This is a genomic window from Apilactobacillus intestinapis, from assembly GCF_049166695.1.
Taxonomy (GTDB): domain Bacteria; phylum Bacillota; class Bacilli; order Lactobacillales; family Lactobacillaceae; genus Apilactobacillus; species Apilactobacillus kunkeei_C.
Genome location: NZ_JBMHFD010000004.1, coordinates 80,465 through 106,368 on the forward strand (window position 1 = coordinate 80,465; position 25,904 = coordinate 106,368).

The following is a 25,904-nucleotide window of genomic DNA, read 5'->3' on the forward strand; positions in this document are numbered from 1 at the left end:
AAAGGAGGTTAGTAAATCATGGTTCAAAAGAAAGGTTCTCGTAAGCGTAGAGTAAAGAAGAACATCGAATCTGGTGTTGCTCACATTCACTCTACTTTTAATAACACATTAGTTATGATTACCGACATGCAAGGTAATGCAATTGCTTGGTCATCTGCTGGTGCTTTAGGATTCCGTGGAAGTCGTAAATCAACTCCATTTGCTGCACAAATGGCTTCAGAAGCCGCTGCTAAGACAGCTATGGAACATGGTATGAAGACTGTTGAAGTTGCTGTTAAAGGTCCTGGTTCAGGTCGTGAATCAGCTATCCGTGCACTTCAATCAACTGGTTTAGAAGTTGCTGCTATTCGTGATGTTACTCCAGTTCCACATAATGGATCTCGTCCTCCAAAGCGTCGTAGAGTTTAATTTATTCTCATCTCTGTATGATGGACTAATTAATATTTAACTCAGAGCGTTTTGAAAGGGGTAGAAGATAAGAATGATTGAATTTGAAAAACCTAATATTCATAAGATTGATGAAACTGATAATTATGGAGAAGTTGTTGTTGAACCACTAGAACGTGGATACGGAACAACTCTTGGAAACTCGTTGCGTAGAATTTTACTTTCATCTTTACCTGGTGCAGCCGTAACTAGCATTCAAATTGATGATGTTTTACATGAATTTTCTACAGTACCTGGTGTTGTAGAAGACGTAACTCAAATTATTTTAAATGTTAAGAAGATTTCATTGAAGTTGGATGCCGAAGATGGCGAAGACAAAGAAATGGAAATCAATGTTACAGGTCCAGCTCAAGTAACTGCTGGAGACATTCAGGCTGATGGTGATGTAACTGTCTTAAATCCAGACTTACACATCGCTACAGTTGCTGAAGGTTCTACATTCCACATGAGAATGACTGCAAACAAGGGTCGCGGATATGTTTCTGCTGATGAGAATAAGGCTCGTAATGATGGAATGCCAATCGGTGTCTTACCAGTTGATTCCATTTATACCCCAATCGAACGTGTTAATTATCAAGTTGAAAACGCACGTGTTGGTCAAAGATCTGACTTTGATAAGCTAACTCTTGACGTTTGGACTGATGGTTCCATCACTCCTAGTGAAGCAATTAGTTTAGCAGCCAAGATTCTAAACGACCATCTTGCTATGTTTGTTGATCTTACCGATGAAGCCAAGAACACTGAAGTTATGGTTGAAAAGGAAGAAACACACAAAGAAAAGATGCTTGAAATGACAATTGAAGAATTGGACTTATCAGTTCGTTCATACAACTGTTTGAAGCGTGCAGGAATCAACACTGTTCAAGAATTAACCAACAAAAGCGAAGCAGACATGATGAAGGTTCGTAACTTAGGACGTAAGTCACTTGTTGAAGTAAAGAATAAGTTAGAAGCCCTTGGATTGTCATTGCGTAAAGAAGATTAGTATAAAGGAGGATATCCATTTATGAGTTACCGTAAATTACAACGTACTAGTGCACACCGTCGTTCATTACTACGTAACCTAACTACTGACTTGTTAGTAAACGGTGAAATTAAGACCACTGAAGCTCGTGCTAAAGAAGTACGCTCAACTGCTGAAAAGATGATTACTCTTGGTAAGCGTGGAGATCTTCATGCTCGTCGTCAAGCTGCAGCATTCCTACAAAACGTAGTTGCTGACGCTAAAGAAGATGGTGATGACGTAACTGTTACTACTGCATTACAAAAGCTATTTGATGAAATTGCTCCTAAGTATGCAGAACGTAACGGTGGTTACACTCGTATTCTAAAGACTATGCCTCGTCGTGGTGACGGTGCATCAATGGTTATTTTACAATTAGTTGATTAATTAATCGTAAACTTAATTAAATAGTAACAACAAATCACTAGGGCTATTGATATAAAGCGTTATGATGATGGGCAAGCCCCAAGTCTAGCTTGAATGGAGCTTTGCTTCGCATCAATAGCCTATTAGTGATTTTTTTATACATAATTTTAAACGGGGTGAATGAAGTGTCTAGTAAGATTATCAATGTATCAAACCTAAAATTTAAATATACTGATTCAACCAACTTTGCTGTAAATGATTTATCCTTTGATATTAATGAAGGTGAATGGGTATCCATTATCGGAAAAAACGGTAGTGGAAAATCGACACTAATTAGCTTACTAGATGGTTTATTAAAGGCCCAAAGCGGTAGTATCAAAGTTGATGGAATTGAATTAAACGAAGATACTGTTAATGACATAAGAGATAGAATTGGGATTGTTTTCCAAGATCCTAACAACCAGTTTGTGGCATCAACGGTGCAAGATGATATCGCATTTGGTTTAGAAAACAGAAACATGCCACAGGATAAGATGAAGGCTGCGGTTGAAAAGGCGTTAACTGACGTTGATATGTTGGACTATGCTGAAAAGGACCCAACAAGATTGTCAGGTGGACAAAAGCAACGTGTTGCCATTGCGGGGATTCTAGCCATGAATCCAAAGATTATTATCTTGGATGAAGCCACTAGCATGTTAGATCCAAAAGCAAAATACTTAATAACAAATTTGATTAATGAGGTTAGAACAAAGTATAATCTAACTGTATTATCGATTTCACACGATATTAACGAAATCGAAAAATCAGATCGTACAATTCTAATTCGTGACGGTAAGATGGTATTAGATACCACTCCACAAAAGCTATTCACTGAATTAGACAATGTCGAGAAATATGGTTTGAAGCTACCTTTCTCAGAACAACTACGTTTGAGATTAAAGGAAGAGGGCTTTGATATTTCTGATGACTATTTGAATGACGAGGAGATTGTAGAATGGATAACGCAATATTATTCAAAAATGTAAGCCACGTATATCAAGAAAACACGCCATTAGAATTTTATGCTCTAGAAGATGTCTCATTGAAGATAAAGAGTGGTTTTTTTGTTTCAATTATCGGTAAGACTGGTAGTGGAAAATCGACATTGATTAAACACATCAATGCATTATTAAAGCCAACTAGTGGTAGTGTCACAATTGGTGATAAGGAAATCACAAGTCGTACTAATAACAAGCACCTAAAGCCACTCCGTAAAAAGATTGGCATGGTATTCCAGTTTCCAGAACAACAACTGTTTGCGGAAACAGTGGAAGAAGACATTGCTTTTGGCCCTAGCAACTTCGGTGTCGAAGGTGAAGAACTAAACGATACTGTCATGCATGCGGCTGACCTGGTTCATTTAGACCACGACCTATTGAAGAAGTCGCCATTTGATTTATCGGGTGGTCAAAAGAGAAGGGTAGCAATCGCTGGAGTCCTAGCAATGAACCCAGAAATTCTTGTGTTGGATGAACCAACCGCTGGTTTAGATTTAGAGGGACAACAATACATTCTCGACTTAATTAGAAGACTTAATCGAGAAGAAAACATGACAATCGTTTTAGTCAGTCACCAAATGGATGACGTCGCTAAGTACTCTGATCGAGTAGTCGTGATGAGTGGCGGTAAGGTTGTAAAAAAATGTTATCCGGACGAACTATTCACTGATGTGGATTTCTTGAACAAGTATGATTTGCAAGTACCTGAGACTGTTAAGATTACCAAGGATATGGCTGATAAAGGTGTAACACTAGATAAGTTATCTTTAGACGCGGACGAATTAATTAACGGCATCATTAATAAATTAAGGAATGAAGATAAGGATGAATAACTTTATATTTGGAAGATACCTTCCTGGTAGCTCACTAATTCATAAAATGAATCCAGCCGCCAAGATGTTAATAGCATTTGCCTATATCATCATGGTTTTCTTTGCCAACAATTTAATTACATACGTCGTGATGGCAGCCACTGTGTTGTTATTCGTCTTGTTATCAAAGTGTTCCTTTGGATACTTCATCAAGGGATTAATGCCAATGCTGTGGGTGATTATCTTCACAGTCATGATTCAGGTATTCTTTGGATCAGGTGGCCACGTTTACTTTTCATGGGGAATTGTTAAACTAACAAGTTATGGAATTTTAAACGCAGTCGTATTAACGATTCGTTTTATGCTAATTATTGCGATGTCGACTGTGTTGACACTAACAACATCACCACTTGAAATTTCACAAGGTATTAGTGCGCTATTAAAGCCACTAAAGCGATTTAAATTCCCAGTTGAAACTTTCTCTTTGATGATTTCAATCTCATTGAGATTTGTGCCAACCTTAACGGATGAAACTAAATTAATCATGGATGCACAACGTTCTCGTGGTGTCGACTTCGGTGATGGGGGATTAATCAAACGTGTTAAGGCGTTTGTCCCATTATTGATACCTTTGTTTGTCAGTGCATTCAAGCATGCTGATGATTTAAGTATTGCGATGGAAGCAAGGGGATATCAAACTAACAAGGAACGTTCTCACTTCCATACATTTAAATGGAAACCAAATGATTTTGTATGCATGCTATTAATTTTAGTCATGGCGATAGTTATATTTATATATAGGAGTTAGATAATAGAAATGTCATATCGTTATAAAATCACGATGGCTTATGATGGGACCGATTTTTACGGGTTTCAACGTCAGCCAAAGAAAAGAACCATCGAAGGAATATTAACCAAGATTGTTAATAATATGGCCAAAAATCCGGAGCCAGCAATTACCGTTTATGGATCCGGTAGAACAGACGCAGGGGTTCATGCATTAGGACAGGTCGCTCATTTTGACTTTCCATACGACCTGCCTGAAGAAAACATGCTAAAGGCATTGAACAGTATGCTACCTTTGGATGTTCAAATTAAAAAGGTAGAAAAGGTCCCAAGCGACTTTCATGCCAGATACGATGTATCAGGGAAGCGATACATGTATCGAATGGATATGGGTGAATTCCGTAATCCATTCAAACGCAGGTATACAGCTCAATGGAGATTCCCGGTTGATATCGACAAGATTAACATTGCGCTAAAAGACCTGATTGGTGAACATGACTTTACTAGTTTTGTTGCCTCAGGTTCATCAGCTAGAACCAATGTCAGAACCATCTACGAAGCAAAATGTCGAATTGATGAAAAAGAAAATGAATTGATATTCGAATTTTACGGTAATGGTTTCCTATATAACATGGTCAGAATCATGGTAGGGGTCTTAGTTGAAATTGGTTCAGGTTCAAGGGATGTACATGATATTTTAAGACTATACGAAGTTAAGGATCGTACTGAAGCAAGAAGAACGGTTCCCGCTAGCGGACTATACTTAAAACATGTATACTATGAGGGAGATGATCCTGCTCATCCTACAAAACTACCTCATCATCAAAGATGATTTTAGGTTGACTTTATAATTAAAAAATTGTAGTATAAAGCATGGTATTGTTTGCCCCACAATAAGCCCCGGAAACTTATATTGGTGTCGAACAAACACAGAAACATGGAGGAAGATTAAAGTGCGTACAACATATATGGCAAAACCAGGTGAAGTAGAACGCAAGTGGTACATCATTGACGCAACTGATATCAGTTTAGGTCGTCTATCAACTGTCGTTGCTTCTATTTTACGAGGAAAAAACAAGCCAACATTTACACCTCATGTAGATACTGGCGATAACGTTATTGTTATTAATGCTTCAAAAGTTGCATTAACAGGTCGTAAAGCTAGCGATAAGCTATACTCCCACCACACAGGTTATTTAGGTGGTCTAAAACAAAAAACTGCTGGTCAAATGTTAAATGATACTCCAGACAAGTTAGTTGAAACATCAGTTAAAGGTATGCTACCAAGTGGTACATTAGCTCACAAGCAATTACTACACTTACACGTATACGCTGATGCTAACCATGCTCACCAAGCACAAAACCCTGAAGTATTAGACATTAATAACCTAATTTAAGGAGGAAACTTAATTGGCTCAAGTACAATATCGCGGCACAGGCCGTCGTAAAGACTCAGTAGCCCGAGTAATTTTAGTACCCGGTACTGGTAAAGTTGTTATGAACAAAAAGGATATTGAAGATTACATTCCATTCCCTAACTTAAGAGCAGTGGTAATGCAACCATTCAATGTTACTGAAACATCAGGTAACTACGATGCTTTAATCAATGTTAACGGTGGTGGTTTCTCAGGACAAGCTGGTGCAGCTCGTCACGGAATCGCTCGTGCATTGCTAGAAGTAGATCCTGACTTCCGTGCTTCATTAAAGAGTGCCGGTTTATTAACTCGTGACGCTCGTATGAAAGAACGTAAGAAACCAGGTCTTAAGAAAGCTCGTAAAGCTGGTCAATTCTCAAAACGTTAAGATACACTTATCTTTATGTTTTCAAAAGGACTTCCCGTGTGGAAGTTCTTTTTTTATACATAAGTGGACTTATTAATTAAAATAGTGTTTAATATTCAATGTCGTTTTATATGAAAGTAAAAAATCTCAAAGAGGAGATGATGATCATTAGAAATAAGGCTTACAAGATGAACATCTTATCCGTGTTTATCGCAATAATTATCATACAAACAAGTATTCCTGGATTGGGAAACATTCCAATTGGACCACTTAGCGTTACTATTATTCCAATTACAGTTGTACTAGCTGCGATTCTTCTTGGAACCAAAGATGGAGCAATTGTTGGTGGTATTTGGGGATTAATCACCTTTATCCGAGCATTCTGGTGGCCAACTAGTCCGTTAGCAATTTACGTATTTACTAACCCAATAGTTTCTATTCTACCTAGAATCTTGGTTGGATTAGTGGCAGGACTTATTTTTACGCATCTATACAAGCATAACAAGCCATATCGTATGTACATGGCAATAACTGGATTTGTTAGTTCACTAGTTAACACAGTCGTGTTATTAGGCTTGGTCTATGTATTCTATCGTGGGGATGCATTTAACATTTATCACATTAACGTTGATCAACTGCTACCATACTTATTATTTGTAGCTGCAACTAATGGTTTAATTGAAGCAATTCTATCAGCAGCATTGGTACCGGTAATAGGTTCACCATTATTAAGAATACGAAAAAAAAGCACCGATGACTAATGTCATCAGTGCTTTTTTATTATTTTTCTTCGTCTTCAGTGGCTTCACTATCTTTGTTTTTACCCTTGGAGTTGTGAGGTCCTTCTTTTACCATGGTGATGTTCTTGTTGTTAATAACGATCTTTCCGTGGTATTTGTCCTCTAATGCAGGATCGGTAGTTTGAAAACCAATCATGTATGAGTTGTTGTATCCTTTTTCAATGATTCCTTGGAATTTCTTCTTTTCTAGCATGAATGAAACTTGGTCACCAACATCGAATGGTGATTTGTCATTGCTTGTTAATTTATCTTTTACCAAAAGCATACATCTCCTAACTTATACCTTAAAATTACAGAAAAATGAGTCATTTGTCAATTAAACAATATTTAAGTTAAAATTTGATTTTCTTTTTTTAGCGAATAGTTTAGAATATTAAATAATATAAGGAGAGATTCTGTGAGTAAAAGAAGATATCGAAGAAGAAGAAAGAAGAAAACATCTAACTTTGGATGTCTTATTTTTATTTTAATCGTTGGCGTACTCTTATTCGCAGGCGGGATGAAGATATTTGAGCGCATTTACACGTATGATTCATATACACAACAGAATGTGTTAAAGAAACATCGTAAGTTCATCAATGCTTTATTACCGGCCGCAAATGACGTACAAAGACGTTACAACATCCTAGTTAGTATCAGTTTGGCCCAAGCAATCCTTGAGTCAGACTGGGGAACTAGTCAATTATCTAGTCAATATAATAACTTATACGGTGTTAAAGCGTCAGGAAACCAACCATCTGTGAATCTTTCTACCCAAGAGTTCGTAAACGGCCAATTTATCACCATCACGGGTCGTTTTAGAGTCTATAACAGTTGGTCCGAGTCAGTTGAAAGCCACGCGCTATTGCTCGTAAATGGGACTGATTGGAACCCAAATCAGTATAAGGATGTAATTGACTCAGATAATTACGTTGCTGCTGCAAAAGGGCTACAAGTTGACGGATATGCGACAGATCCAACATATCGCAATAAGATTATTGAAATCATCCGTAAATACAAGCTATATCAATATGATAAACAAACTACCACTACAGGAGGAACATCAAATGAAACTACTGGAAGATAAGATTAAAGAAGTCGGACGTGTATTACCTGGGGATGTATTAAAAGTTGATGCATTTCTAAACCATCAGGTTGATCCTAAATTGATGGCTGAAATGGGTAAGGAATTTGCCAGACTATTTAAGGACGACAACATTACTAGAATCGTAACTGTTGAATCTTCCGGAATTGCTCCTGCAGTAATGGCTGGATTGTACATGGATGTCCCAGTTGTCTTTGCTAGAAAACACAAAAGTTTAACACTAACAGATGACGTATATACTAGTGAGGTATATTCATACACTAAACAAACCAGCAACCAAATTAGTATAGATAAAAGATTCATTCAACCAAATGACCGTCTATTGATCATTGATGATTTCTTAGCCAATGGCCAAGCCGTTCAAGGATTATTGGACGTAGCTAAGCAAGCTAATGTATCAGTTAATGGAATTGGTATCGTAATTGAAAAGTCATACCAAAAGGGCCACGAGTTGATTGAAAAGACAGGGATTCATCTAGAATCTCTTGCGAAAATTAAATCACTAGATAACGACAAAGTCACTTTTGTAGAAGATTAAAAAGCGTCGGCATAATTTGCCGACTTTTTTATTTGGTGCTAAATGAAAATATGCCCAGCTATGATATAATTAAGCTATATATAAATTTGAGAGGATTGTGTTTTTTGTGCCAGTAAACGATTTAATTTCAGGAATGAATGATAAACAAAAAGAAGCAGTATTATGTACCGAAGGTCCTCTATTGATAATGGCCGGTGCAGGTAGTGGTAAGACCCGTGTCTTAACTCATCGCATTGCTTACTTAATCGAAGAAAAAAACGTATTGCCATGGAATATCCTAGCAATTACTTTTACCAATAAAGCAGCTCGTGAAATGAAAGAACGTGTTTCTAACCTACTAGATTACGGTGGAAACGACGTTTGGATTTCTACTTTCCATGCTCTATGTGTCAGAATTTTAAGAAGACACATTGATAAGATTGGTTTTAACCGTGCATTTACCATTGCCGGTAGTAGTGAACAAAGAACCTTGGTAAAGAGAATTCTAAAGGATTTTGATATTGATCCTAAGAAGAATGATCCAAGAGCAATTCTTTCAGCTATTTCAAATGCTAAAAATGATTTATTAGACCCAATTCAATACAGTGAATCAATTGACCACAACAGTCCATTTGAAGAAACTGTATCAAAGGTTTATGACGAATACCAAAAACGTCTTCACGGAAACCAAGCATTGGACTTTGATGATTTAATCATGTTAACTATTCAATTGTTTGAATCTGACAAGGAAACATTGGAATACTATCAAAACAAATTCCAATACATTCACGTCGATGAATACCAAGATACCAATGAAGCTCAATACAAACTAGTTACTATGCTTGCTAAGAAGTACAAAAACATCTGTGTTGTTGGGGATTCTGATCAAAGTATCTACGGTTGGCGTGGTGCCAACATGAACAACATCTTGAACTTCCAAGATGACTACAATGATGCTCACACAACATTGCTTGAACAAAACTACCGTTCAACTAAGAACATCCTAAGTGCTGCTAACGACGTTATTCAAAATAACGTTGCTAGAAAGGCCAAGAACCTTTGGACCGAAAACAAAGAAGGGGACAAGGTTTCATACTACCGTGGCCAAAGCGAAATTGATGAAGCACGTTTCGCAGTTACCCAAATTCAAAAGATCATGGATGAAAAGCATTACTCATACAATGATTTTGCTATCCTATACCGTACCAACGCTCAATCACGTATCATTGAAGAAACACTTCTAAAATCAAACATTCCATACAACATTGTTGGTGGACACAAGTTCTACGACCGAAAGGAAATCCAAGACATCTTGGCTTACCTAACACTAGTCGCTAACCCAAGTGATTCAATGAGTTTAGAACGTATCATCAATGAACCTAAACGTGGAATTGGTGCATCAAGTGTTGATAAACTAAGAATTTTCGCCGGTGAAAACGGCTGGTCAATGCTAGAAGCTGCCAAGAACGTTGATTTAAACAACACACTTTCAAGTCGTGCTAGAAAATCAATCGCTGACTTTGCCAACGTAATGACTAAGATTCAAAAGGTTGCCAAAGAAGGTAGCGTAACCGATGTTGCCGAACACGTATTGGATGACACTGGTTACCTAGCAGAACTAAAGAAGACCAACTCACTTGAAAACAAAGCTAGAATTGAAAATATTGAAGAATTTATTTCAGTAACTCAACAATTCGATACCAACAGAAGTGAAGAAGACAACGAAGATGGTAATAAACCATTAACCGACTTCTTAGCAGATCTAGCCTTAGTTTCCGCACAAGACGATGTCGAAGAAAACTCTCCACAAGTTACCCTAATGACACTTCATGCTGCCAAGGGGCTAGAATTCCCAGTCGTATTCTTAATGGGAATGGAAGAAGGAATCTTCCCACTAGGTCGTTCAATGGAAAACGAAAAGGAACTAGAAGAAGAACGTCGTTTAGCATACGTGGGAATTACCCGTGCGCAAGAAAAACTATTCTTAACTAACGCGTTCTCAAGAATGTTATATGGTCGTCGTCAAACTAATCCTGAATCTCGTTTTGTAAATGAAATTTCACCAGAATTGATTGAATCAGAAAATAACTTTGCACAAAGCAGTACAGTAAAGACACCATTTGATTCAAACAGAAGCCAACGTAATGCGCGCTTTGCACAACAACGTGCTTACAAGCAACCAGCTAAGAAGGTTCAAAAACCTGAAGGGACTGGTGCTGACAAGAAGGCATGGACCGTTGGTGACAAGGTTGAACATAAGGCCTGGGGAACAGGTACTGTTGTTAAAGTTAACGGTACTGGCGAAGATATGGAACTAGATATTGCCTTCCCAGACAAGGGATTAAAGAGACTATTAGCTGCATTCGCACCAATTCAAAAAGTTCAATAGAGGTGAGCTAATTGACTGATCAAATTAACGATATTCAAACTGAATACAATAAATTAAAAGACCAACTAAAGACATGGAGTCGTCAATACTATCAAGAAGATAGTCCAAGTGTAGAGGATCATGTTTATGATATGAGCTACCGTCGACTTCAAGAAATCGAAGCTAGTCATCCAGATTTAATCGCTAGTGATTCACCAACCCAAAACGTTGGGGGCCAAACCTTACCCGGTTTCAATAAGGTCAATCATGAAATTCCAATGCTTTCTTTAGGGGATGTCTTCTCTGAAGAAGAACTAAAGGACTTCATCGACCGATTGGATAAGAACTATCCAGAAATCAACGAGTACAACTGTGAATTAAAGATTGATGGTTTAGCAATTTCACTTCGCTATGAAAACGGGATTTTAGTTCAAGGTTCAACTCGTGGAAACGGAACAATTGGTGAAGACATCACCAACAACCTAAAGACGATTGAATCAATTCCACAAAAGTTAACTCGTCCAATCGACATCGAGGTGCGTGGCGAATGCTACATGCCTAAGTCATCTTTTGTGAAATTAAATGAACAACGTGAAAAAGATGGTGAATCAGTTTTTGCTAATCCACGTAATGCGGCAGCCGGAAGTCTAAGACAATTAGACTCAAAGGTTACCGCTCATCGTAAACTAAGTACCTTTATGTACAACGTTGCTAACTATGATGATCTAGAAACTAATACCCAAGCTGGATTGTTGGAAGAACTAAAGGATTTAGGTTTCACCATTAATCCCACATACCGTGTGATTAAAAATATGGATGATGTCCATGACTACATCGAATATTACACACAACGTCGTGATGAACTAAGCTATGGTATCGATGGAATTGTTATTAAGGAAAATGATTTATCCTTACAAGAACAAATCGGAACTACTGTGAAAGTGCCAAAGTGGGCAATTGCTTACAAGTTCCCACCAGAAGAAGTTGAAACTAAGCTATTAGATATCGAATGGACCGTTGGTAGAACCGGTGTGGTTACACCAACTGCCATCATGAACGAAGTTCAACTAGCAGGGACTAAGGTTTCCAAGGCATCATTGCACAACCCCGATTACTTAGAAGAAAAGGGTGTCCGCATTGGTGACACTGTTAAGTTGCACAAGGCCGGCGATATCATTCCAGAAATTTCTGAATATATTCCAAGTAAACGTCCAGCTGACAGTGAAGAGTATGTCATTCCAACCACTTGTCCATCATGTGGTGACAAGCTAGTTCACTTGGATGATGAAGTTGCTTTGAGATGTATTAATCCAAAGTGTCCAGCTCAATTGAGTGAACAAATTAATCACTTTGCTTCCAGAAATGCGATGAACATTGATGGATTGGGGCCAAGAATTGTTCAACAACTATTCGATCGTCACATGTTAGATGATGCGGCTAGTTTGTACAAGCTAACTCAAGAAGAACTTGAAACCCTAGATAAGTTTGGTAGCAAGTCAGCAACAAACTTATTATCTGCAATTGATAATAGCCGTAGTAATTCAGTTGAAAGATTACTATTTGGTCTAGGAATCAGACATGTTGGTGCTAAGGCCGCTAGAATAATCTCTGAACACTTCGGTGACATGGATAAACTAATGGCAGCCAGTGCTGAAGACATTGCTGAGATTAACGGAATGGGTCAAACAATCGCTGATAGCATTGTGACTTACTTCGAGAATCCGGAAGCACAAAAACTAATTGATGAATTCAAAACAGTTGGCGTGAACATGCAATATCTAGGAGCTACCCAAGAGGATATTGATACTTCTGATTCACCAGTTGCCGGAAAGACAATGGTCTTAACTGGAAAGCTTTCAGAATGGACACGTCCAAAGGCCAGCGAATGGTTGGAAAACCATGGTGCAAAGGTTACCGGAAGCGTTTCTAAGAAGACCGATGTTTTAATCGCCGGTGAAGATGCCGGAAGTAAGTTAACAAAGGCCCAAAGCCTCGGCGTAGATGTATGGACCGAACAAGATTTTATTGCTGTAGTTAATGAAACTAAGTAATTTGTGGAGGAAAGCAAGTTGAAAAAATTAAACGTTTTATTTGTAGCACTACTAAGTGCATTAGTGTTAGCAGCTTGTGGAAGCAACGATAACAGTAGCAGTTCATCTGGTACTCAAGTTATTTCCCAAACTAATAGCAATTATTATCAAGGTGTAATTAAGAATGGTCACTACTTAACAAGTAAATCCAGAGGGGTTTCTGTTCAACAAAATGATAACCAATTAAACCTAAAAGGGTTTGAAAATGGTTTACTAAGTATCTCAAAGGATCAATTCCCAACAGATACATACATCCTACAAGAAGGCCAATACATCGACACTAGTACTGCCGAAGATTGGTTGGGTCGTAAGAGTAAGAACAACCCTGAAGGTTTAAACCCAGCAGGTAGTGATACCAAGGAACCACTTTACTTACAACAAATGGACGAACAAGATTTCATGGAACAAAGTCATGGCTCTCTAAAGATTAAGGGAATGACCGTTGGTCTTGGAATTAACTCCGTTTACTACTACCGTAAGGAAGCTTATGGTGCCGTTTACCAAAAGAAATTAAGCGATAGTGATATTGAAAAACAAGGTAAGGAAATTGCCGATAAAGTACTACAACGCTTAAGAAAACAAAAAGATCTAAAGAACATTCCAATCGTGATTGCTTTATACAAACAAGCATCTAACGATAGTTTAGTCGGTGGTAACTTCTACTCATACTCAGTTAATAAGGCCGGATCAACCAGTGTTGATAACTGGAAATCACTAGATATTAAGAACTATGTCCTACCAGATAGTTCAACTAGTGAAGTTAACAGTAATGACGAAGATGCTTTTGAAAACTTCAAGAACCAAGTACAAAAGTTCTTCCCTAACCTAAGTGGTGTTACTGCTCAAGCCCATTACGTTGATGGAAGCTTACGTGGTCTACACGTTAACATCACCACTCAATTCTATGGTCAAAGTGAAATCATTAGTTTCACTCAATACGTCGCTTCTACAGCTAAGAAGTACTTACCAAACAACATTCCAATTGATATCCAAGTTAGTTCTTCAGAAGGAATTCAAAGCTTCTTATCAAGAAAAACTGGATCAAAGAATTTCTATACTCACGTTTTTACCAGTTACTAATGTGAATGTGTTAAAATACTGATAGCAGTATTATCAATATATATAAGAAAGAGGGAACAACGATGTCTGAAAAAATTAGTAAAGAGACAGTAAGTCACGTTGCATCATTGGCTAAGCTAGAATTAACCGATGAACAACTACCATACTTTACTGACCAATTAGGTAGTATCATGGGAATTTTTGATTCCTTAAATGATGTAGATACTAGCAATGTCGAACCAACATTTAGTGTTACAGATCAAATTAACGTTATGAGAGAAGATGTTGCTGATAATTGGGGACAAAGGGATGCATTACTAGATAACGCACCAGATGTTTCCGACGGATTAATTAGAACACCTACAATCATTGATGAAAGCGGGGACTAGTGAAGATGGACTATTTAGGAAAAGATATTTTTAGCATTCACGAAAGCCTAGTTAATGGTGATATTACCGCCGAAGAATTAACAAGACAAACAATTGAAAATGCTAAGAAGAACGATGAAGATATTAACGCTTTCGTCGTTTTCGATGAAGAAAATGCAATTAAGCAAGCCCAAGAAATTGATAAGGCCGGAATTGACCCAGATAACGTATTATCAGGTATTCCAGTTGCTATGAAAGATAACATGTTAACCAAGGGTGTATTAACATCTGCAGGTTCAAAGATGCTATCAAACTTCAAACCAATCATTGATGGTACAGCCGTTTCTAAGATGAAAGAAGCAGGTACTATCAACATTGGTAAGACCAACATGGATGAATTCGCCATGGGTGGTTCAACTGAAACTTCATTCCATGGTAAGACTAAGAACCCATGGAACTTAGACAAGGTACCTGGTGGATCATCAGGTGGTGCCGCTGCTGCAGTTGCTGCAGGGGATGTCTTAGTATCACTAGGTTCAGATACCGGTGGTTCAATCAGACAACCAGCATCATTTAACGGTATCGTTGGTATGAAACCAACATACGGTCGTGTATCTAGATGGGGATTAATTGCATTCGCATCAAGTTTAGACCAAATTGGTCCATTGACTAGAACTGTTAAGGACAACGCCGTAGTTCTAAATGCCATTGCCGGTAAAGATGAACATGATATGACAAGTTCAAACAAGGAAGTTCCTGACTTTACTGCAAACATTGATAAAGGTGTTAAGGGTATGAAGATTGCTTTACCTAAGGAATACTTAGGTGAAGGTGTCGACAAGGATGTTCAAGACGCTATTTTAGCCGCTGCTGACAAGTACCGTGAATTAGGTGCAACTGTTGAAGAAGTATCTCTTCCAAACAGTAAGTACGGTGTAGCAGCTTACTACATCATTGCTCCTTCAGAAGCATCATCAAACTTACAACGTTTCGATGGAATTCGTTACGGTTACAGAGCGCAAGATGCTAAGAACCTAGAAGAACTATACGTTAAGAGTCGTTCACAAGGTTTTGGTGACGAAGTTAAGCGTCGTATCATGGTTGGTACTTACTCACTATCAGCTGGTTTCTTTGATGCTTACTTCAAGAAGGCCGCTGAAGTACGTACTTTAATCATTGACGACTTCAAGAAGGTTTTCCAAGATTACGATGTGATCTTAACTCCAACAGCTCCTACTCCAGCTTACAGCTTGAAGGATGAAAAAGACCCAATCACTATGTACATGAATGATATTCTAACCATTCCTGTTAACATGGCAGGTCTTCCAGGAATGTCAGTTCCTGCAGGTTTCTCAGATGGATTACCAATTGGTATGCAATTAATCGGTAAGCCATTTGATGAATCAACTCTATACCAAGCTGCTTACGCTTTCGAACAAAACACTGATTTCCATAAGCAAGATCCAAAGATGGGGGGAGCACAATAATGAACTTTGAAACTACAATTGGACTAGAAGTCCACGTTGAATTAAAGACTAACTCTAAGATTTTCAGTCCATCTCCCGTACAATACGGGGTTGACCCTAACTTAAACACCAACGTAATTGATTGGGGATACCCTGGGGTATTACCATCAACCAACAAAGGTGTTGTTAAATCAGGTATTATGGCTGCTTTAGCTCTACACGCTGAAGTTGAAAAACACCCTCACTTTGATCGTAAGAACTACTTCTACCCAGATAATCCAAAGGCTTACCAAATCACACAAAAGGATACTCCTGATGCGCATGATGGTTGGATTGAAATCGAAGTAGACGGTAAGAAGAAGAAAATCGGTATCGAAGAAATGCACATTGAAGAAGATGCCGGTAAGAATACCCACGGAAACAAGTTCTCTTACGTTGACTTGAACCGTCAAGGGACTCCACTTATCGAAATTGTTTCAAAACCAGATATCGCTTCACCTGATGAAGCATATGCTTACCTAGAAGCTTTACGTGAAAGAATCCTATTTACAGGAATTTCTGACGTTAAGATGGAAGAAGGTTCAATGCGTGTGGACGTTAACGTTTCAATCCGCCCATACGGTCAAAAAGAATTCGGTACTAAGGTCGAATTAAAGAACTTGAACTCATTTAACTACGTAAGAAAAGGTCTTGCATACGAAGAAAAACGTCAACAACGTGTAATCATGGCTGGTGGCGAAATTCAACAAGAAACTAGACGTTTCGATGAAACAACTGGTAAGACTGTCCTAATGCGTGTTAAGGAAGGTGCGGATGATTACAGATACTTCCCAGAACCTGACCTACCAGCACTAGACATAACAGATGCATGGATCAACGAAATTAACGATTCAATGCCTGAAATGCCAGCTAGTCGTCGTCAACGTTACGTTAACGACTTTGGTTTGAAGGACTACGATGCAATGGTTCTTACTCAAACTAAGGAAATGGCTGACTTCTTCGACGCCATGATTAAATTAGGTGCAGATCCTAAGATGGCATCTAACTACCTACAAGTTAACGTTAACGCTTACTTGAATGATGAACAAAAAGACCTATCTGAAACTGAAATTACACCAGAAAACTTAGCTACAATGATTAAGCTAATTGAAGACGGCACTATTTCATCTAAGATGGCTAAGAAAGTCTTCAAGGGTATTACTGAAGGTAAAGAACCTAAGAAGTTCGTTGAAGACAACGGAATGGTTCAATTATCAGACCCAGCACAATTACAACCAATTATTGATGAAGTGCTATTAAACAACCCACAATCTGTGGAAGACTTCCATAATGGTAAAGACCGTGCTATTGGTTTCTTAGTTGGTCAAATTATGAAACAAACTCGTGGTAAAGCTAACCCACAAGTTGTTAACAAGTTATTAATGGCATCCATTAATAAATAAAGTTTAGGAGAATTTGGAAATGCAAAAAAGGGCACGTGTAATATACAATCCAACATCTGGCCGTGAGGCTTTGAAACGCAACCTGATTGATATTCTCGCTGTTTTCGAAGAAGCTGGTTATGAAACTAGTGCATACGCAACCACTCCTAAACCTAACTCAGCACGCGATGAAGCCAAGAGAGCATCATTAGATGGTTTTGACTTGATCGTAGCTGCTGGTGGGGATGGAACTATTAACGAAGTAGTTAATGGGATTGCACCACTAGAAAAACGTCCTAAGCTAGCAATTATTCCAGCTGGGACTACCAATGACTTTGCCCGTGCATTGCATATTCCAAGAGAAAATCCAATTGAGGCGGCCAAAGTTGTTTTGAAAGGTCAAACTTTCAACATGGACATTGGTAAAGCTGGAGAAAAATACTTCATGAATATCGCTGGTGGAGGTTTGTTAACCGAATTAACCTACGATGTTCCTTCAGATTTAAAGACCATTTTTGGTTACTTGGCTTATCTAGTTCGTGGAGCTGAATTGCTTCCAAGAATTAAGCCAATTGAAATGGATCTTGAATATGATGGTGGAGAATTCAAAGGTAAAGCTTCAATGTTTTTACTTGCTATGACTAACTCAATCGGTGGCTTGGAACAAATCGTTCCTGACGCCAAGTTAGATGATGGTAAGTTTACAATGATTATTGTTAAGACCAGTAACATCGTTGAAATTGTTCAACTACTTGCTAAAGTCTTAAGTGGTGGTCGCCATATCAATGACCCTCGAATCATTTACAAGAAGACCAGCAAGTTAGTCGCTAATCCTGTCGAAGACAAGATGCAAATTAATTTGGATGGTGAATATGGTGGCGACGCACCAATGACGTTTATTGACTTAAAGCAACACATCGAAATGTTTGCTAATGTCGATGAAATGCCAAAGAAGTCTATCAGTTTTGATGCTGAAAAGGCCGAAAGAGAATTCGTCGATAAAGTTGATAAATTATCATAGTAGAATTTAAAAACGAAAAGTTTTGTTGTATGATTATTTTAGAAGATTACAACAAAACTTTTTTGTTTAGAAAAAGGGGTAAATATGAAATTTAAAGCACCAGTTACAAAGAACGAAGAATATGAAGTCGATATTGTCGACTTGACTTACCAAGGCTTGGGAGTAGCCAAGATTGAGGATTATCCTTTGTTTATTGAAGACACTGTTCCAGGCGAAAAAGCTTTGATTAAGGTAATCAAAGTTAACCAAAACTTTGGTTTCGCAAAGTTAGAAAAGTTACTAACTAAATCACCAGATCGTGTAGAAAACATCGACAGAAACTACACTCGTACAGGAATCGCTCCATTACAACATCTAAAATACGATGCACAATTGGAATTCAAACAACACCAAATCCAAGAACTTTTCGATAAGTCCAAGATGGATGTTGAAGTATTGCCAACTATTGGGATGGATAACCCAACTCATTACAGAAATAAGGCCCAAATTCCAGTTCGCTCAATTAATGGAAAACTACAAACTGGTTTCTTCCGTAAGCATTCACATGACCTAGTAACCATTGAAGATTTCTACATCCAAGATCCTGAAATCGACAAGGCTATCGTAGTAGTTAGAGACATCCTACGTAAGTACCACATCGAACCATACAATGAAACTAAGCACAGTGGTGTGATTAGAAACATCATGGTTAGAAGAGGTCACTACACTAACGAAATGATGATTGGTTTGATTACTCGTACCAAGAAGATTCCTATGGTTGATATCATTGTTCGTGAAATCAAGGAAGCCTTAACAGAAGTAACAAGTATTATGCAAAACATCAACTTGTCAGATGGTAACGGATTATTAGGTAAGAGTACTGTTTGCCTTGATGGTAAGAAGTACATCGAAGATAAGTTACTTGGCTTGAAGTTCGCTATTTCATTGAACTCATTCTACCAAGTTAACCCAGAACAAACTGAAAAGCTTTACTCTCTAGCAATCGAAAAGGCACAACTAGATGGTACTCAAACTGTAATCGACGCATACTGTGGTATCGGTACTATCTCACTAGCCGTTGCTGAACACGCTAAGAAGGTTTACGGTGTGGAAATCGTTAAGGAAGCCATCGAAGATGCTAAGATTAACGCGCAAAAGAACCACATCAACAACACTACTTTCGTAACAGGTAGTGCTGAAGACCAAATGGAAAAATGGCAAGCACAAGGATTGAAACCAGATGTTATCATGGTTGATCCTCCACGTAAGGGACTTGCATCATCATTCATCGACAGTGCTGCTCAAGTAGCACCTAAGAAGATTGTTTATGTATCATGTAACCCATCAACATTAGTACGTGATGCTCGTCGTCTAGCTGAATACGGTTATGAAATTACTCAACCAGTTCAACCGGTTGACCAATTCCCACAAACTGTTCACGTTGAATCAGTGACCGTATTTGAAAAGAAATAGATAGAAAAAAGACACCCTGAAGAGGGGGTCTTTTTTTGGTTACAAGCACATTTTTAACATGTTTTTTATAAATTTATTGAAGTATAATATTAGTTATAAATTAGGGAACTGGAGTATACTTATGGATTTGAGAAAATTTTATATGAAACATGTTAAAGAAAATGAATTTCATTATTTTTTCTATGATTTCATTAAGAACATTAATATTAAGCCTAAAGGAACATTTGGATATATTGAACTAGATGATTATGATTTTGAAATTTTTGATGATGAATCAGCAATAGCTAAGTTTAAGGAATTGTGCCAGCCAGAAATGAAATTTAACAATTCTGATGATGTTTGTTGGTTTTATTTAATAACTTATTATTTATACAAAAGAGGATATGAAATAAAAGAATTTCCACGTATATTAGCACGTCCATATTCTGATCCAATTAAATTTACATACAATGAAATTAGAAGTAAAATCCTATCAAATGGTGGCGGATTTAATGGAACCGTTCCATTTAGAGATAGAAGAGCATTAATAAATGATTTAACATTTCAACAAAAAAATTTATCGTTAGAGTTAGATGATTCTATAGAGAAACTTTTTGTTGCAATATCCAATAGGCAGGCTTTTTTTAACGATATGAGTACAAATGAAAAACTTGCATCGATATCAAATTTAATAGAGAACATGTTAAAAGTGGACGGAAAATTTATTAAACTCGATTATTCAAAAATTTGCTTTGATTATATTTCTGATGATGATATAAAAAGGTATAGAAAAAAACTTAACTGCTTTAGACATGGATCCAATGAATCAATAAATGAAAGGAAAACTTACTCAGATGAGCAAAAAAAGTTTTTAATTGATTATGGATTAATAATAGTTAAAACTATTCGTTATTTAACTAAACAGTAGTTTAAATGTTCAAAAAAGAACACCTTATATGGTGTTCTTTTTTGAAAACATAAATTTAGAACATAGCTAATTATAATCTAATTGGAAACAGTACCGATTTAAATGGTAAAATGCTTATATACATATAGATGTAAATAAGTTACATCTTTTGAGGGGATGACGATTTTGAGTTCAAAAACATTTAATGAATTAATTAATGAAATAAATGAACATTTAACAAATGATAGAGATCGTGGAACTGCTTTTGAAAAGATGGTAGTTGCGTATTTAAAAAATGAACCTATTTATAAAAAGAAGTATTCAGATGTCTGGATGCTAAGTGACGTTCCAACAAACCTTGGAATCTCACGTATTGATACTGGTGTTGATATTGTGGCTAAAGATTTTAATGGCCAATTAACTGCTGTTCAAGCTAAATTTTATAAAGGTAAGGTCGGTAAAGATGCAATTAATTCTTTTGTTGCTGAGACAGGTAAAGATTGTTATTCAGCTGGAATTATTGTTTCAACTACTGATGAATGGAATAAAAATGCTGAATCAACATTAAAGAACACTTCAAAACCATTTTCAATTATTGGTTTAACACAATTGAAGAACTCAAGTGTTGATTGGGGTAAATTCTCATTTTCTGAAGATAATGACTTATCAATTAAAAAGCCAAAAAAGCTTAGAGGATACCAAGAAGAAGCAATAAAAAATGCGATTGAATATTTTAAGAGCAATGAAGAGTACCATGACCGCGGAAAATTAATCATGGCTCCAGGAACCGGAAAGACTTTTACTAGTTTAAAAATTACTGAAGCCCTTATGAAGGACCAAGTAAAGAGTAAGTTTAATGTTTTATACTTAGTACCAAGCATTCAATTGTTATCACAAACATTATTTAATTGGAACGATGACGTCAGTGAAGATATTCATATGACCTCTTTTTCTGTTGTCTCTGACCGTAAAGCAACAAAAAAGGGTAAAGAAAGTGACGATGATTTAAGTTCTAAAGATATTGGCTTCCCGGCAACAACGGATGTTAATGAATTAATTAAAAACTACGAGTATGTAAAAGAGTTAGACACTGGACGTGAAATGACGGTAGTATTCTCAACTTACCAATCTATTGATGTTATTAAGCAAGCTCAAGAAATGGGTTACCCAGAATTTGATTTAATTATTGCTGATGAAGCGCATAGAACAACTGGTGCGAATAAATTAAATGAAGATAGTATGTTTACTGAAGTTCATTCTAATTCAAATGTTAAAGGTAAACTTAGACTTTACCAAACTGCTACTCCAAAGATTTATGATCAAAATGCTAAGAAAAAAGCCGAAGAAAATAGTATCGTTGTTTCTTCAATGGATGATCCTGCAAAATATGGACACGAAATCTTTCGTTTAGGCTTTGGTGATGCGGTTGCTCAAGGATATTTAACAGATTATAAAGTTTCTGTTTTGGCTGTAAGTGAGTCTTATATAAATAAAGATATGCAACAAATAATGGCTGCTGATAATCAACTAAAAGTTGATGATATCGGTAAAATTATTGGTGTTTGGAATGCTATGGTAAAACGTAATGGTATTACAGGTGAAGTTACTGGTGCCCCAATGAAGCGAGCGATTGCATTCTCAGATACTATTAAGCATTCAAAGGCGATTTCTAAAGAATTCTCTTCTGTTGTTAATGAATACCTAGATACACAATCTAGCGAAAGTTTTATGGTTGATGTGCACCACGTAGATGGTGGACTTAATGCACTTCAAAAGACTGAACAAATTGATTGGCTTGGTGACGAACATATTGAAGAGAATCGAGCTAGAATTCTTTCTAATGTTCGATTCTTAACGGAAGGTATTGATGTTCCAAATCTTGATGCTATTATTTTCTTTAGCCCTAAGAAGTCACAAGTTGATATTGTTCAAGCTGTTGGACGAATCATGAGAAAAGCACAAAATAAGGAATATGGATACATTATTCTACCAATTGTTGTATCAGAGGGTGTAGATCCAAGCTCTGCATTGGATAACGACAGTAAGTATAAAGAAATATGGCAAGTATTAAATGCATTGCGTTCAACAGATGATCGTTTTGATGCGGAAGTAAATAAGATTGATTTAAACAAGAAGAAACCAGATAACCTTGAACTTATTGGGGTTAATAGTAGTCCTGATTCAAATGTTACTGAAGAAGACGGATTAAAGGCTGAACAAGAAAACGTTACTGAACAACTTGAATTACCACTTGATTGGCAAGAGATGCGTAATGCATTCTACGGTAAGGTAGTACAAAAAGTTGGTGACAGAAGATATCTTGAAGATTGGTCTAAGGACGTTGCAAATATCGCTAAGAGACATATAACCAGAATTAGTGACATTATTGAATCAAACGATGGTGCCAAAATGGCGTTTGATAATTTCTTAAACAGTTTGCATTACAACATTAATAACAGCATTGGAAAGGAACAGGCAGTTGAAATGCTTGCTCAACATTTGATTACTGAACCGATTTTTGAAGCACTATTCGGTGAGTACTCATTTGTAAGAAATAATGCTGTATCAAAGGCCATGAATGACGTTGTTGGGGCCTTCAGTTTATTTGGATTTGATAAAGAGCAGGTGGAATTAAAACCATTCTATGATTCTATTAAGTTAAGAGCAACTGGAATTGATAATGCAGCTGGAAAACAAAAACTTATCTTAACCTTATACGATAAATTTTTTAGAACTGGTTTTAAGAAAACTACTGAACAATTAGGTATTGTGTTTACACCGGTAGAAGTAGTTGATTTTATTGTTAATTCAGTTGACGATTCACTAAGAAAATATTTCGATAAATCTTTAATCGATAAAAATGTTCACATTTTAGATCCTTTCACAGGTACTGGGACATTCATGACAAGATTGCTTTATCATTTTAAAGAACAACTTGATAGAGGTGAAATAACATTTGATGATATCTTATCAAAGTACATGCATGATATGCATGCAAATGAAATTGTTTTATTAAGTTATTATATTGCTGCAATCAATATTGAATCAACATTTGAAGAAATCAATAATGAATATGGTAATGAAAAAGAAAATTATAAGCAGTTCGAAGGAATAGTTTTAACTGATACATTTGCAAGTACAGAAAATAAAGATACTTTAGATGATAAGATATTTGGTGAAAATGATGAAAGACTAAAGAAGGAACAAGAGACTCCTATTACTGTAATTGTGGGTAATCCACCTTATTCTGTTGGTCAAAGTAGTGTAAATGATTCTAACGAAAATACAGATTATCCTAACTTAAATAAAAAAATAGAAAATACTTATGCTAAGAACTCTAAAGCAAACCTAAAAAAATCTTTATATGACTCATATATCAAAGCATTACGATGGTCATCAGATAGAATAAAAACAAATGGTATCATTGGATTTGTAAGTAATGGCTCATTTATAGACAGTCAAAGTACTGACGGATTAAGGAAATCATTGTATGACGAATTTAATCAATTGTTTATTTTTAATCTTAGAGGTGATGCTAGAACACAAGGTGAAGTAAGAAGAAAAGAGAGTGGAAATGTGTTTGGTTCGGGAAGTAGAACCCCTATCGCAATCTCTATTTTAGTTAAAGATGGTAGTAATAATCATGAGATTCATTATCATGATATAGGCGATTATTTGAGTCGTGAAAATAAATTAAAAATATTACGAGATAATGATTCAATTAGTCTAATTGATTGGAAAAATATTAATCCTGATAAAAATAATGATTGGATTAATCAGAGAGATGAAAAGTATGAATCATATATACCAATGTTTGATAAAAATAATGTTAATGATTCTGTTTATTCTGATCAATTAACTGGAGTTAATTCTGCAAGAGATGCATGGGTGACTGGATTTTCAAGGAAAAAGTCTATAGAAAATGCAAAAAGATTAGTTGAAAACTATAATTATGAAATGCAAAGGCTCTCAAAAGTTAATGATTCCAATGATCGTATTAAAAAAGTAAATAAAAACGAGGATTTTATATCTTGGACAAGAGGATTAACCCAAAGATTTGCAAAGAATCAAGGAGTAGAATTTGAATCTGATAGAGTACAACTGTTTATGCATAGACCATTCACTAAGAAGTGGATAATTTATGACAGACAGTTAATGGAAATGCCAAGTCGTTATTATGATATTGTTGATAAAACAGGAATGAATATATATATTCAAGGTCAGGGTATGCATAGACCATTTTCAGCAATAATCACTAATATTCTTCCCAGCTTCCAATTTAACGGTAATGGTAAAGGATTCCCAATGTATAAAGGAGAAGATTCTTTCGGATTAATTGATAATATTTCTGATTCATTCAAGAATAAAATAGGACTTACGTCTGAAGATGTTGTGTATTACGTGTATGCGGTATTAAATAGCAAAACATATTTAGATAAATATGCTAGTGATTTGAATAAAGCATTTCCTCGTATTCCAATCTTAAAACATAAAGAAAAGTATGTTGAGATTGGAAAAGAACTAACTGAATTACATCTTAACTACGAAAATCAAGATAAAATTGACGAAATCAAGATTGAATTTTTAAATGATAATCCTAGTTATTTAGTTGAAAAGATGAAGCACCCTAAGCGAGGAACTTTGGATACAATTGTCTATAATAATGATATTAAAATAACTAATATTCCTGAAAGAGCATACGAATATGTAGTTAACGGTAGACCAGCAATTGAATGGATTATTGATCAATACAGAATTAAAACTGATAAAAAATCAGGTATTACAGATGATCCTAATGAATTTAGTTATGATCCTAAGTACATCTTGAATTTATTACTTTCTGTGATAACAGTAAGCATGAAGACTCTTGATTTGATAGACGAATTACCACCTTTCGAAATTGATGAATAATAAAAAAGACACCCTTGCACTGCACCCCAAAGTTTGTACAAAACTTTGGGGTGTTTTTGTGTCTAAATATAAAGTAGAAGATAAATTAAATGTAATTAACGCATACCTAAACGGTATGGGATCTCAAATGGTAGCTAGAAAATTTGGGATTAAAAGTAGAAATACTGTTTTATGTTGGGTTAAGAGTTACAAAAAATATGGTCTAGATGGTCTGAAAAAAAGTAATAA

The 25,904-nt window shown here is 36.3% G+C and carries 24 protein-coding genes; 23 read left to right on the forward strand and 1 reads right to left on the reverse strand.

All coding sequences use genetic code 11. The features are described 5' to 3' along the window. The first annotated feature begins 18 nt into the window (after positions 1-18). The 10 genes from rpsK to ACOMA7_RS04260 all read left to right on the forward strand — a co-directional run bounded on the left by rpsK (position 19) and on the right by ACOMA7_RS04260 (position 6,994). On the forward strand, positions 19-408 hold the full coding sequence (gene rpsK, locus ACOMA7_RS04215; RefSeq protein ID WP_034531534.1) for a 30S ribosomal protein S11: 390 nt from the start codon (positions 19-21) through the stop codon (positions 406-408). Positions 409-481: 73 nt separating this feature from the next. Further along, positions 482-1,432, forward strand: coding sequence for a DNA-directed RNA polymerase subunit alpha (locus ACOMA7_RS04220; protein ID WP_034531535.1), 951 nt, complete (start codon positions 482-484; stop codon positions 1,430-1,432). 21 nt (positions 1,433-1,453) lie between these two features. Then, entirely contained in the window at positions 1,454-1,837 is a 384-nt protein-coding gene (gene rplQ, locus ACOMA7_RS04225; RefSeq protein WP_034531537.1) for a 50S ribosomal protein L17, read from the forward strand. Positions 1,838-2,013: 176 nt separating this feature from the next. Next, positions 2,014-2,841, forward strand: coding sequence for an energy-coupling factor transporter ATPase (locus ACOMA7_RS04230; RefSeq protein WP_421392214.1), 828 nt, complete (start codon positions 2,014-2,016; stop codon positions 2,839-2,841). Next, on the forward strand, positions 2,811-3,686 hold the full coding sequence (locus tag ACOMA7_RS04235) for an energy-coupling factor transporter ATPase (RefSeq protein ID WP_421392163.1): 876 nt from the start codon (positions 2,811-2,813) through the stop codon (positions 3,684-3,686). The genes ACOMA7_RS04230 and ACOMA7_RS04235 overlap by 31 nt, the downstream gene beginning before the upstream one ends. Continuing rightward, entirely contained in the window at positions 3,679-4,473 is a 795-nt protein-coding gene (locus tag ACOMA7_RS04240) for an energy-coupling factor transporter transmembrane component T family protein (protein WP_421392166.1), read from the forward strand. Before ACOMA7_RS04235 ends, ACOMA7_RS04240 begins: the two co-directional genes overlap by 8 nt. A 9-nt stretch (positions 4,474-4,482) precedes the next feature. Continuing rightward, on the forward strand, positions 4,483-5,283 hold the full coding sequence (gene truA, locus ACOMA7_RS04245) for a tRNA pseudouridine(38-40) synthase TruA (protein ID WP_421392169.1): 801 nt from the start codon (positions 4,483-4,485) through the stop codon (positions 5,281-5,283). Positions 5,284-5,404: 121 nt separating this feature from the next. Further along, positions 5,405-5,848 carry a 50S ribosomal protein L13 gene (rplM, locus tag ACOMA7_RS04250; protein ID WP_034534424.1) on the forward strand — a complete coding sequence of 148 codons (444 nt, stop codon included), beginning with the start codon at positions 5,405-5,407 and terminating at the stop codon, positions 5,846-5,848. Between the two features lie 13 nt (positions 5,849-5,861). Further along, a complete protein-coding gene (gene rpsI, locus ACOMA7_RS04255; protein WP_034531546.1) occupies positions 5,862-6,254 on the forward strand; it encodes a 30S ribosomal protein S9 in 393 nt (130 codons plus the stop codon). 140 nt (positions 6,255-6,394) lie between these two features. Then, a complete protein-coding gene (locus tag ACOMA7_RS04260; RefSeq protein WP_421392173.1) occupies positions 6,395-6,994 on the forward strand; it encodes an ECF transporter S component in 600 nt (199 codons plus the stop codon). A gap of 19 nt (positions 6,995-7,013) precedes the next feature. Here ACOMA7_RS04260 and ACOMA7_RS04265 read toward each other — a convergent pair whose 3' ends face one another. Then, positions 7,014-7,292 (reverse strand): hypothetical protein, encoded by a 279-nt coding sequence (locus ACOMA7_RS04265; RefSeq protein ID WP_034531550.1) that lies wholly within the window; start codon positions 7,290-7,292, stop codon positions 7,014-7,016. A 240-nt stretch (positions 7,293-7,532) separates the two neighbouring features. On the opposite strand from ACOMA7_RS04265, the gene ACOMA7_RS04270 reads away from it, so the two are divergent. The 13 genes from ACOMA7_RS04270 to ACOMA7_RS04330 all read left to right on the forward strand — a co-directional run. Continuing rightward, a complete protein-coding gene (locus ACOMA7_RS04270; protein ID WP_421392176.1) occupies positions 7,533-8,099 on the forward strand; it encodes a glycoside hydrolase family 73 protein in 567 nt (188 codons plus the stop codon). Beyond that, positions 8,080-8,655 (forward strand): xanthine phosphoribosyltransferase, encoded by a 576-nt coding sequence (locus tag ACOMA7_RS04275; RefSeq protein ID WP_053796770.1) that lies wholly within the window; start codon positions 8,080-8,082, stop codon positions 8,653-8,655. Before ACOMA7_RS04270 ends, ACOMA7_RS04275 begins: the two co-directional genes overlap by 20 nt. Positions 8,656-8,761: 106 nt before the next feature. Continuing rightward, positions 8,762-11,023: a DNA helicase PcrA gene (gene pcrA, locus ACOMA7_RS04280; RefSeq protein ID WP_421392180.1), complete on the forward strand. Its 2,262-nt coding sequence runs from the start codon at positions 8,762-8,764 to the stop codon at positions 11,021-11,023. An 11-nt stretch (positions 11,024-11,034) separates the two neighbouring features. Then, the gene (gene ligA, locus ACOMA7_RS04285) at positions 11,035-13,053 is read left to right on the forward strand and encodes an NAD-dependent DNA ligase LigA (RefSeq protein ID WP_421392183.1); all 2,019 of its coding nucleotides are present in this window, start codon (positions 11,035-11,037) and stop codon (positions 13,051-13,053) included. Positions 13,054-13,071: 18 nt separating this feature from the next. Then, entirely contained in the window at positions 13,072-14,172 is a 1,101-nt protein-coding gene (locus ACOMA7_RS04290) for a CamS family sex pheromone protein (RefSeq protein ID WP_421392186.1), read from the forward strand. A 62-nt stretch (positions 14,173-14,234) separates the two neighbouring features. Beyond that, complete coding sequence (gene gatC / locus ACOMA7_RS04295) at positions 14,235-14,540, forward strand: Asp-tRNA(Asn)/Glu-tRNA(Gln) amidotransferase subunit GatC (protein WP_034531556.1); 306 nt, start codon at positions 14,235-14,237, stop codon at positions 14,538-14,540. Between the two features lie 5 nt (positions 14,541-14,545). Further along, a complete protein-coding gene (gatA, locus tag ACOMA7_RS04300; RefSeq protein ID WP_421392190.1) occupies positions 14,546-16,006 on the forward strand; it encodes an Asp-tRNA(Asn)/Glu-tRNA(Gln) amidotransferase subunit GatA in 1,461 nt (486 codons plus the stop codon). Next, complete coding sequence (gene gatB / locus ACOMA7_RS04305) at positions 16,006-17,427, forward strand: Asp-tRNA(Asn)/Glu-tRNA(Gln) amidotransferase subunit GatB (RefSeq protein WP_421392193.1); 1,422 nt, start codon at positions 16,006-16,008, stop codon at positions 17,425-17,427. Before gatA ends, gatB begins: the two co-directional genes overlap by 1 nt. Before the next feature lie 19 nt (positions 17,428-17,446). Continuing rightward, on the forward strand, positions 17,447-18,427 hold the full coding sequence (locus ACOMA7_RS04310; protein WP_054608309.1) for a diacylglycerol kinase: 981 nt from the start codon (positions 17,447-17,449) through the stop codon (positions 18,425-18,427). An 84-nt stretch (positions 18,428-18,511) separates the two neighbouring features. Further along, the gene (rlmD, locus tag ACOMA7_RS04315; RefSeq protein ID WP_421392196.1) at positions 18,512-19,879 is read left to right on the forward strand and encodes a 23S rRNA (uracil(1939)-C(5))-methyltransferase RlmD; all 1,368 of its coding nucleotides are present in this window, start codon (positions 18,512-18,514) and stop codon (positions 19,877-19,879) included. Positions 19,880-20,000: 121 nt separating this feature from the next. Beyond that, complete coding sequence (locus ACOMA7_RS04320) at positions 20,001-20,786, forward strand: hypothetical protein (RefSeq protein WP_421392198.1); 786 nt, start codon at positions 20,001-20,003, stop codon at positions 20,784-20,786. 156 nt (positions 20,787-20,942) lie between these two features. Further along, a complete protein-coding gene (locus ACOMA7_RS04325; protein WP_421392201.1) occupies positions 20,943-25,676 on the forward strand; it encodes a type ISP restriction/modification enzyme in 4,734 nt (1,577 codons plus the stop codon). Further along, the coding region (locus ACOMA7_RS04330) for a helix-turn-helix domain-containing protein (RefSeq protein ID WP_421392203.1) at positions 25,669-25,904 on the forward strand (236 nt) is incomplete at its 3' end. The genes ACOMA7_RS04325 and ACOMA7_RS04330, both read left to right, overlap by 8 nt.

What these genes read in the sequence shown, in the direction of transcription:
- rpsK (WP_034531534.1), top strand. Translation starts at nt 19, where the DNA reads ATGGTTCAAAAGAAAGGTTCTCGTAAGCGTAGAGTAAAGAAGAACATC.
- ACOMA7_RS04220 (WP_034531535.1), top strand. Translation starts at nt 482, where the DNA reads ATGATTGAATTTGAAAAACCTAATATTCATAAGATTGATGAAACTGAT.
- rplQ (WP_034531537.1), top strand. Translation starts at nt 1,454, where the DNA reads ATGAGTTACCGTAAATTACAACGTACTAGTGCACACCGTCGTTCATTA.
- ACOMA7_RS04235 (WP_421392163.1), top strand. Translation starts at nt 2,811, where the DNA reads ATGGATAACGCAATATTATTCAAAAATGTAAGCCACGTATATCAAGAA.
- ACOMA7_RS04240 (WP_421392166.1), top strand. Translation starts at nt 3,679, where the DNA reads ATGAATAACTTTATATTTGGAAGATACCTTCCTGGTAGCTCACTAATT.
- truA (WP_421392169.1), top strand. Translation starts at nt 4,483, where the DNA reads ATGTCATATCGTTATAAAATCACGATGGCTTATGATGGGACCGATTTT.
- ACOMA7_RS04260 (WP_421392173.1), top strand. Translation starts at nt 6,395, where the DNA reads ATGATCATTAGAAATAAGGCTTACAAGATGAACATCTTATCCGTGTTT.
- ACOMA7_RS04270 (WP_421392176.1), top strand. Translation starts at nt 7,533, where the DNA reads ATGAAGATATTTGAGCGCATTTACACGTATGATTCATATACACAACAG.
- ACOMA7_RS04275 (WP_053796770.1), top strand. Translation starts at nt 8,080, where the DNA reads ATGAAACTACTGGAAGATAAGATTAAAGAAGTCGGACGTGTATTACCT.
- gatC (WP_034531556.1), top strand. Translation starts at nt 14,235, where the DNA reads ATGTCTGAAAAAATTAGTAAAGAGACAGTAAGTCACGTTGCATCATTG.
- gatA (WP_421392190.1), top strand. Translation starts at nt 14,546, where the DNA reads ATGGACTATTTAGGAAAAGATATTTTTAGCATTCACGAAAGCCTAGTT.
- gatB (WP_421392193.1), top strand. Translation starts at nt 16,006, where the DNA reads ATGAACTTTGAAACTACAATTGGACTAGAAGTCCACGTTGAATTAAAG.
- ACOMA7_RS04310 (WP_054608309.1), top strand. Translation starts at nt 17,447, where the DNA reads ATGCAAAAAAGGGCACGTGTAATATACAATCCAACATCTGGCCGTGAG.
- rlmD (WP_421392196.1), top strand. Translation starts at nt 18,512, where the DNA reads ATGAAATTTAAAGCACCAGTTACAAAGAACGAAGAATATGAAGTCGAT.
- ACOMA7_RS04320 (WP_421392198.1), top strand. Translation starts at nt 20,001, where the DNA reads ATGGATTTGAGAAAATTTTATATGAAACATGTTAAAGAAAATGAATTT.
- ACOMA7_RS04325 (WP_421392201.1), top strand. Translation starts at nt 20,943, where the DNA reads ATGACGATTTTGAGTTCAAAAACATTTAATGAATTAATTAATGAAATA.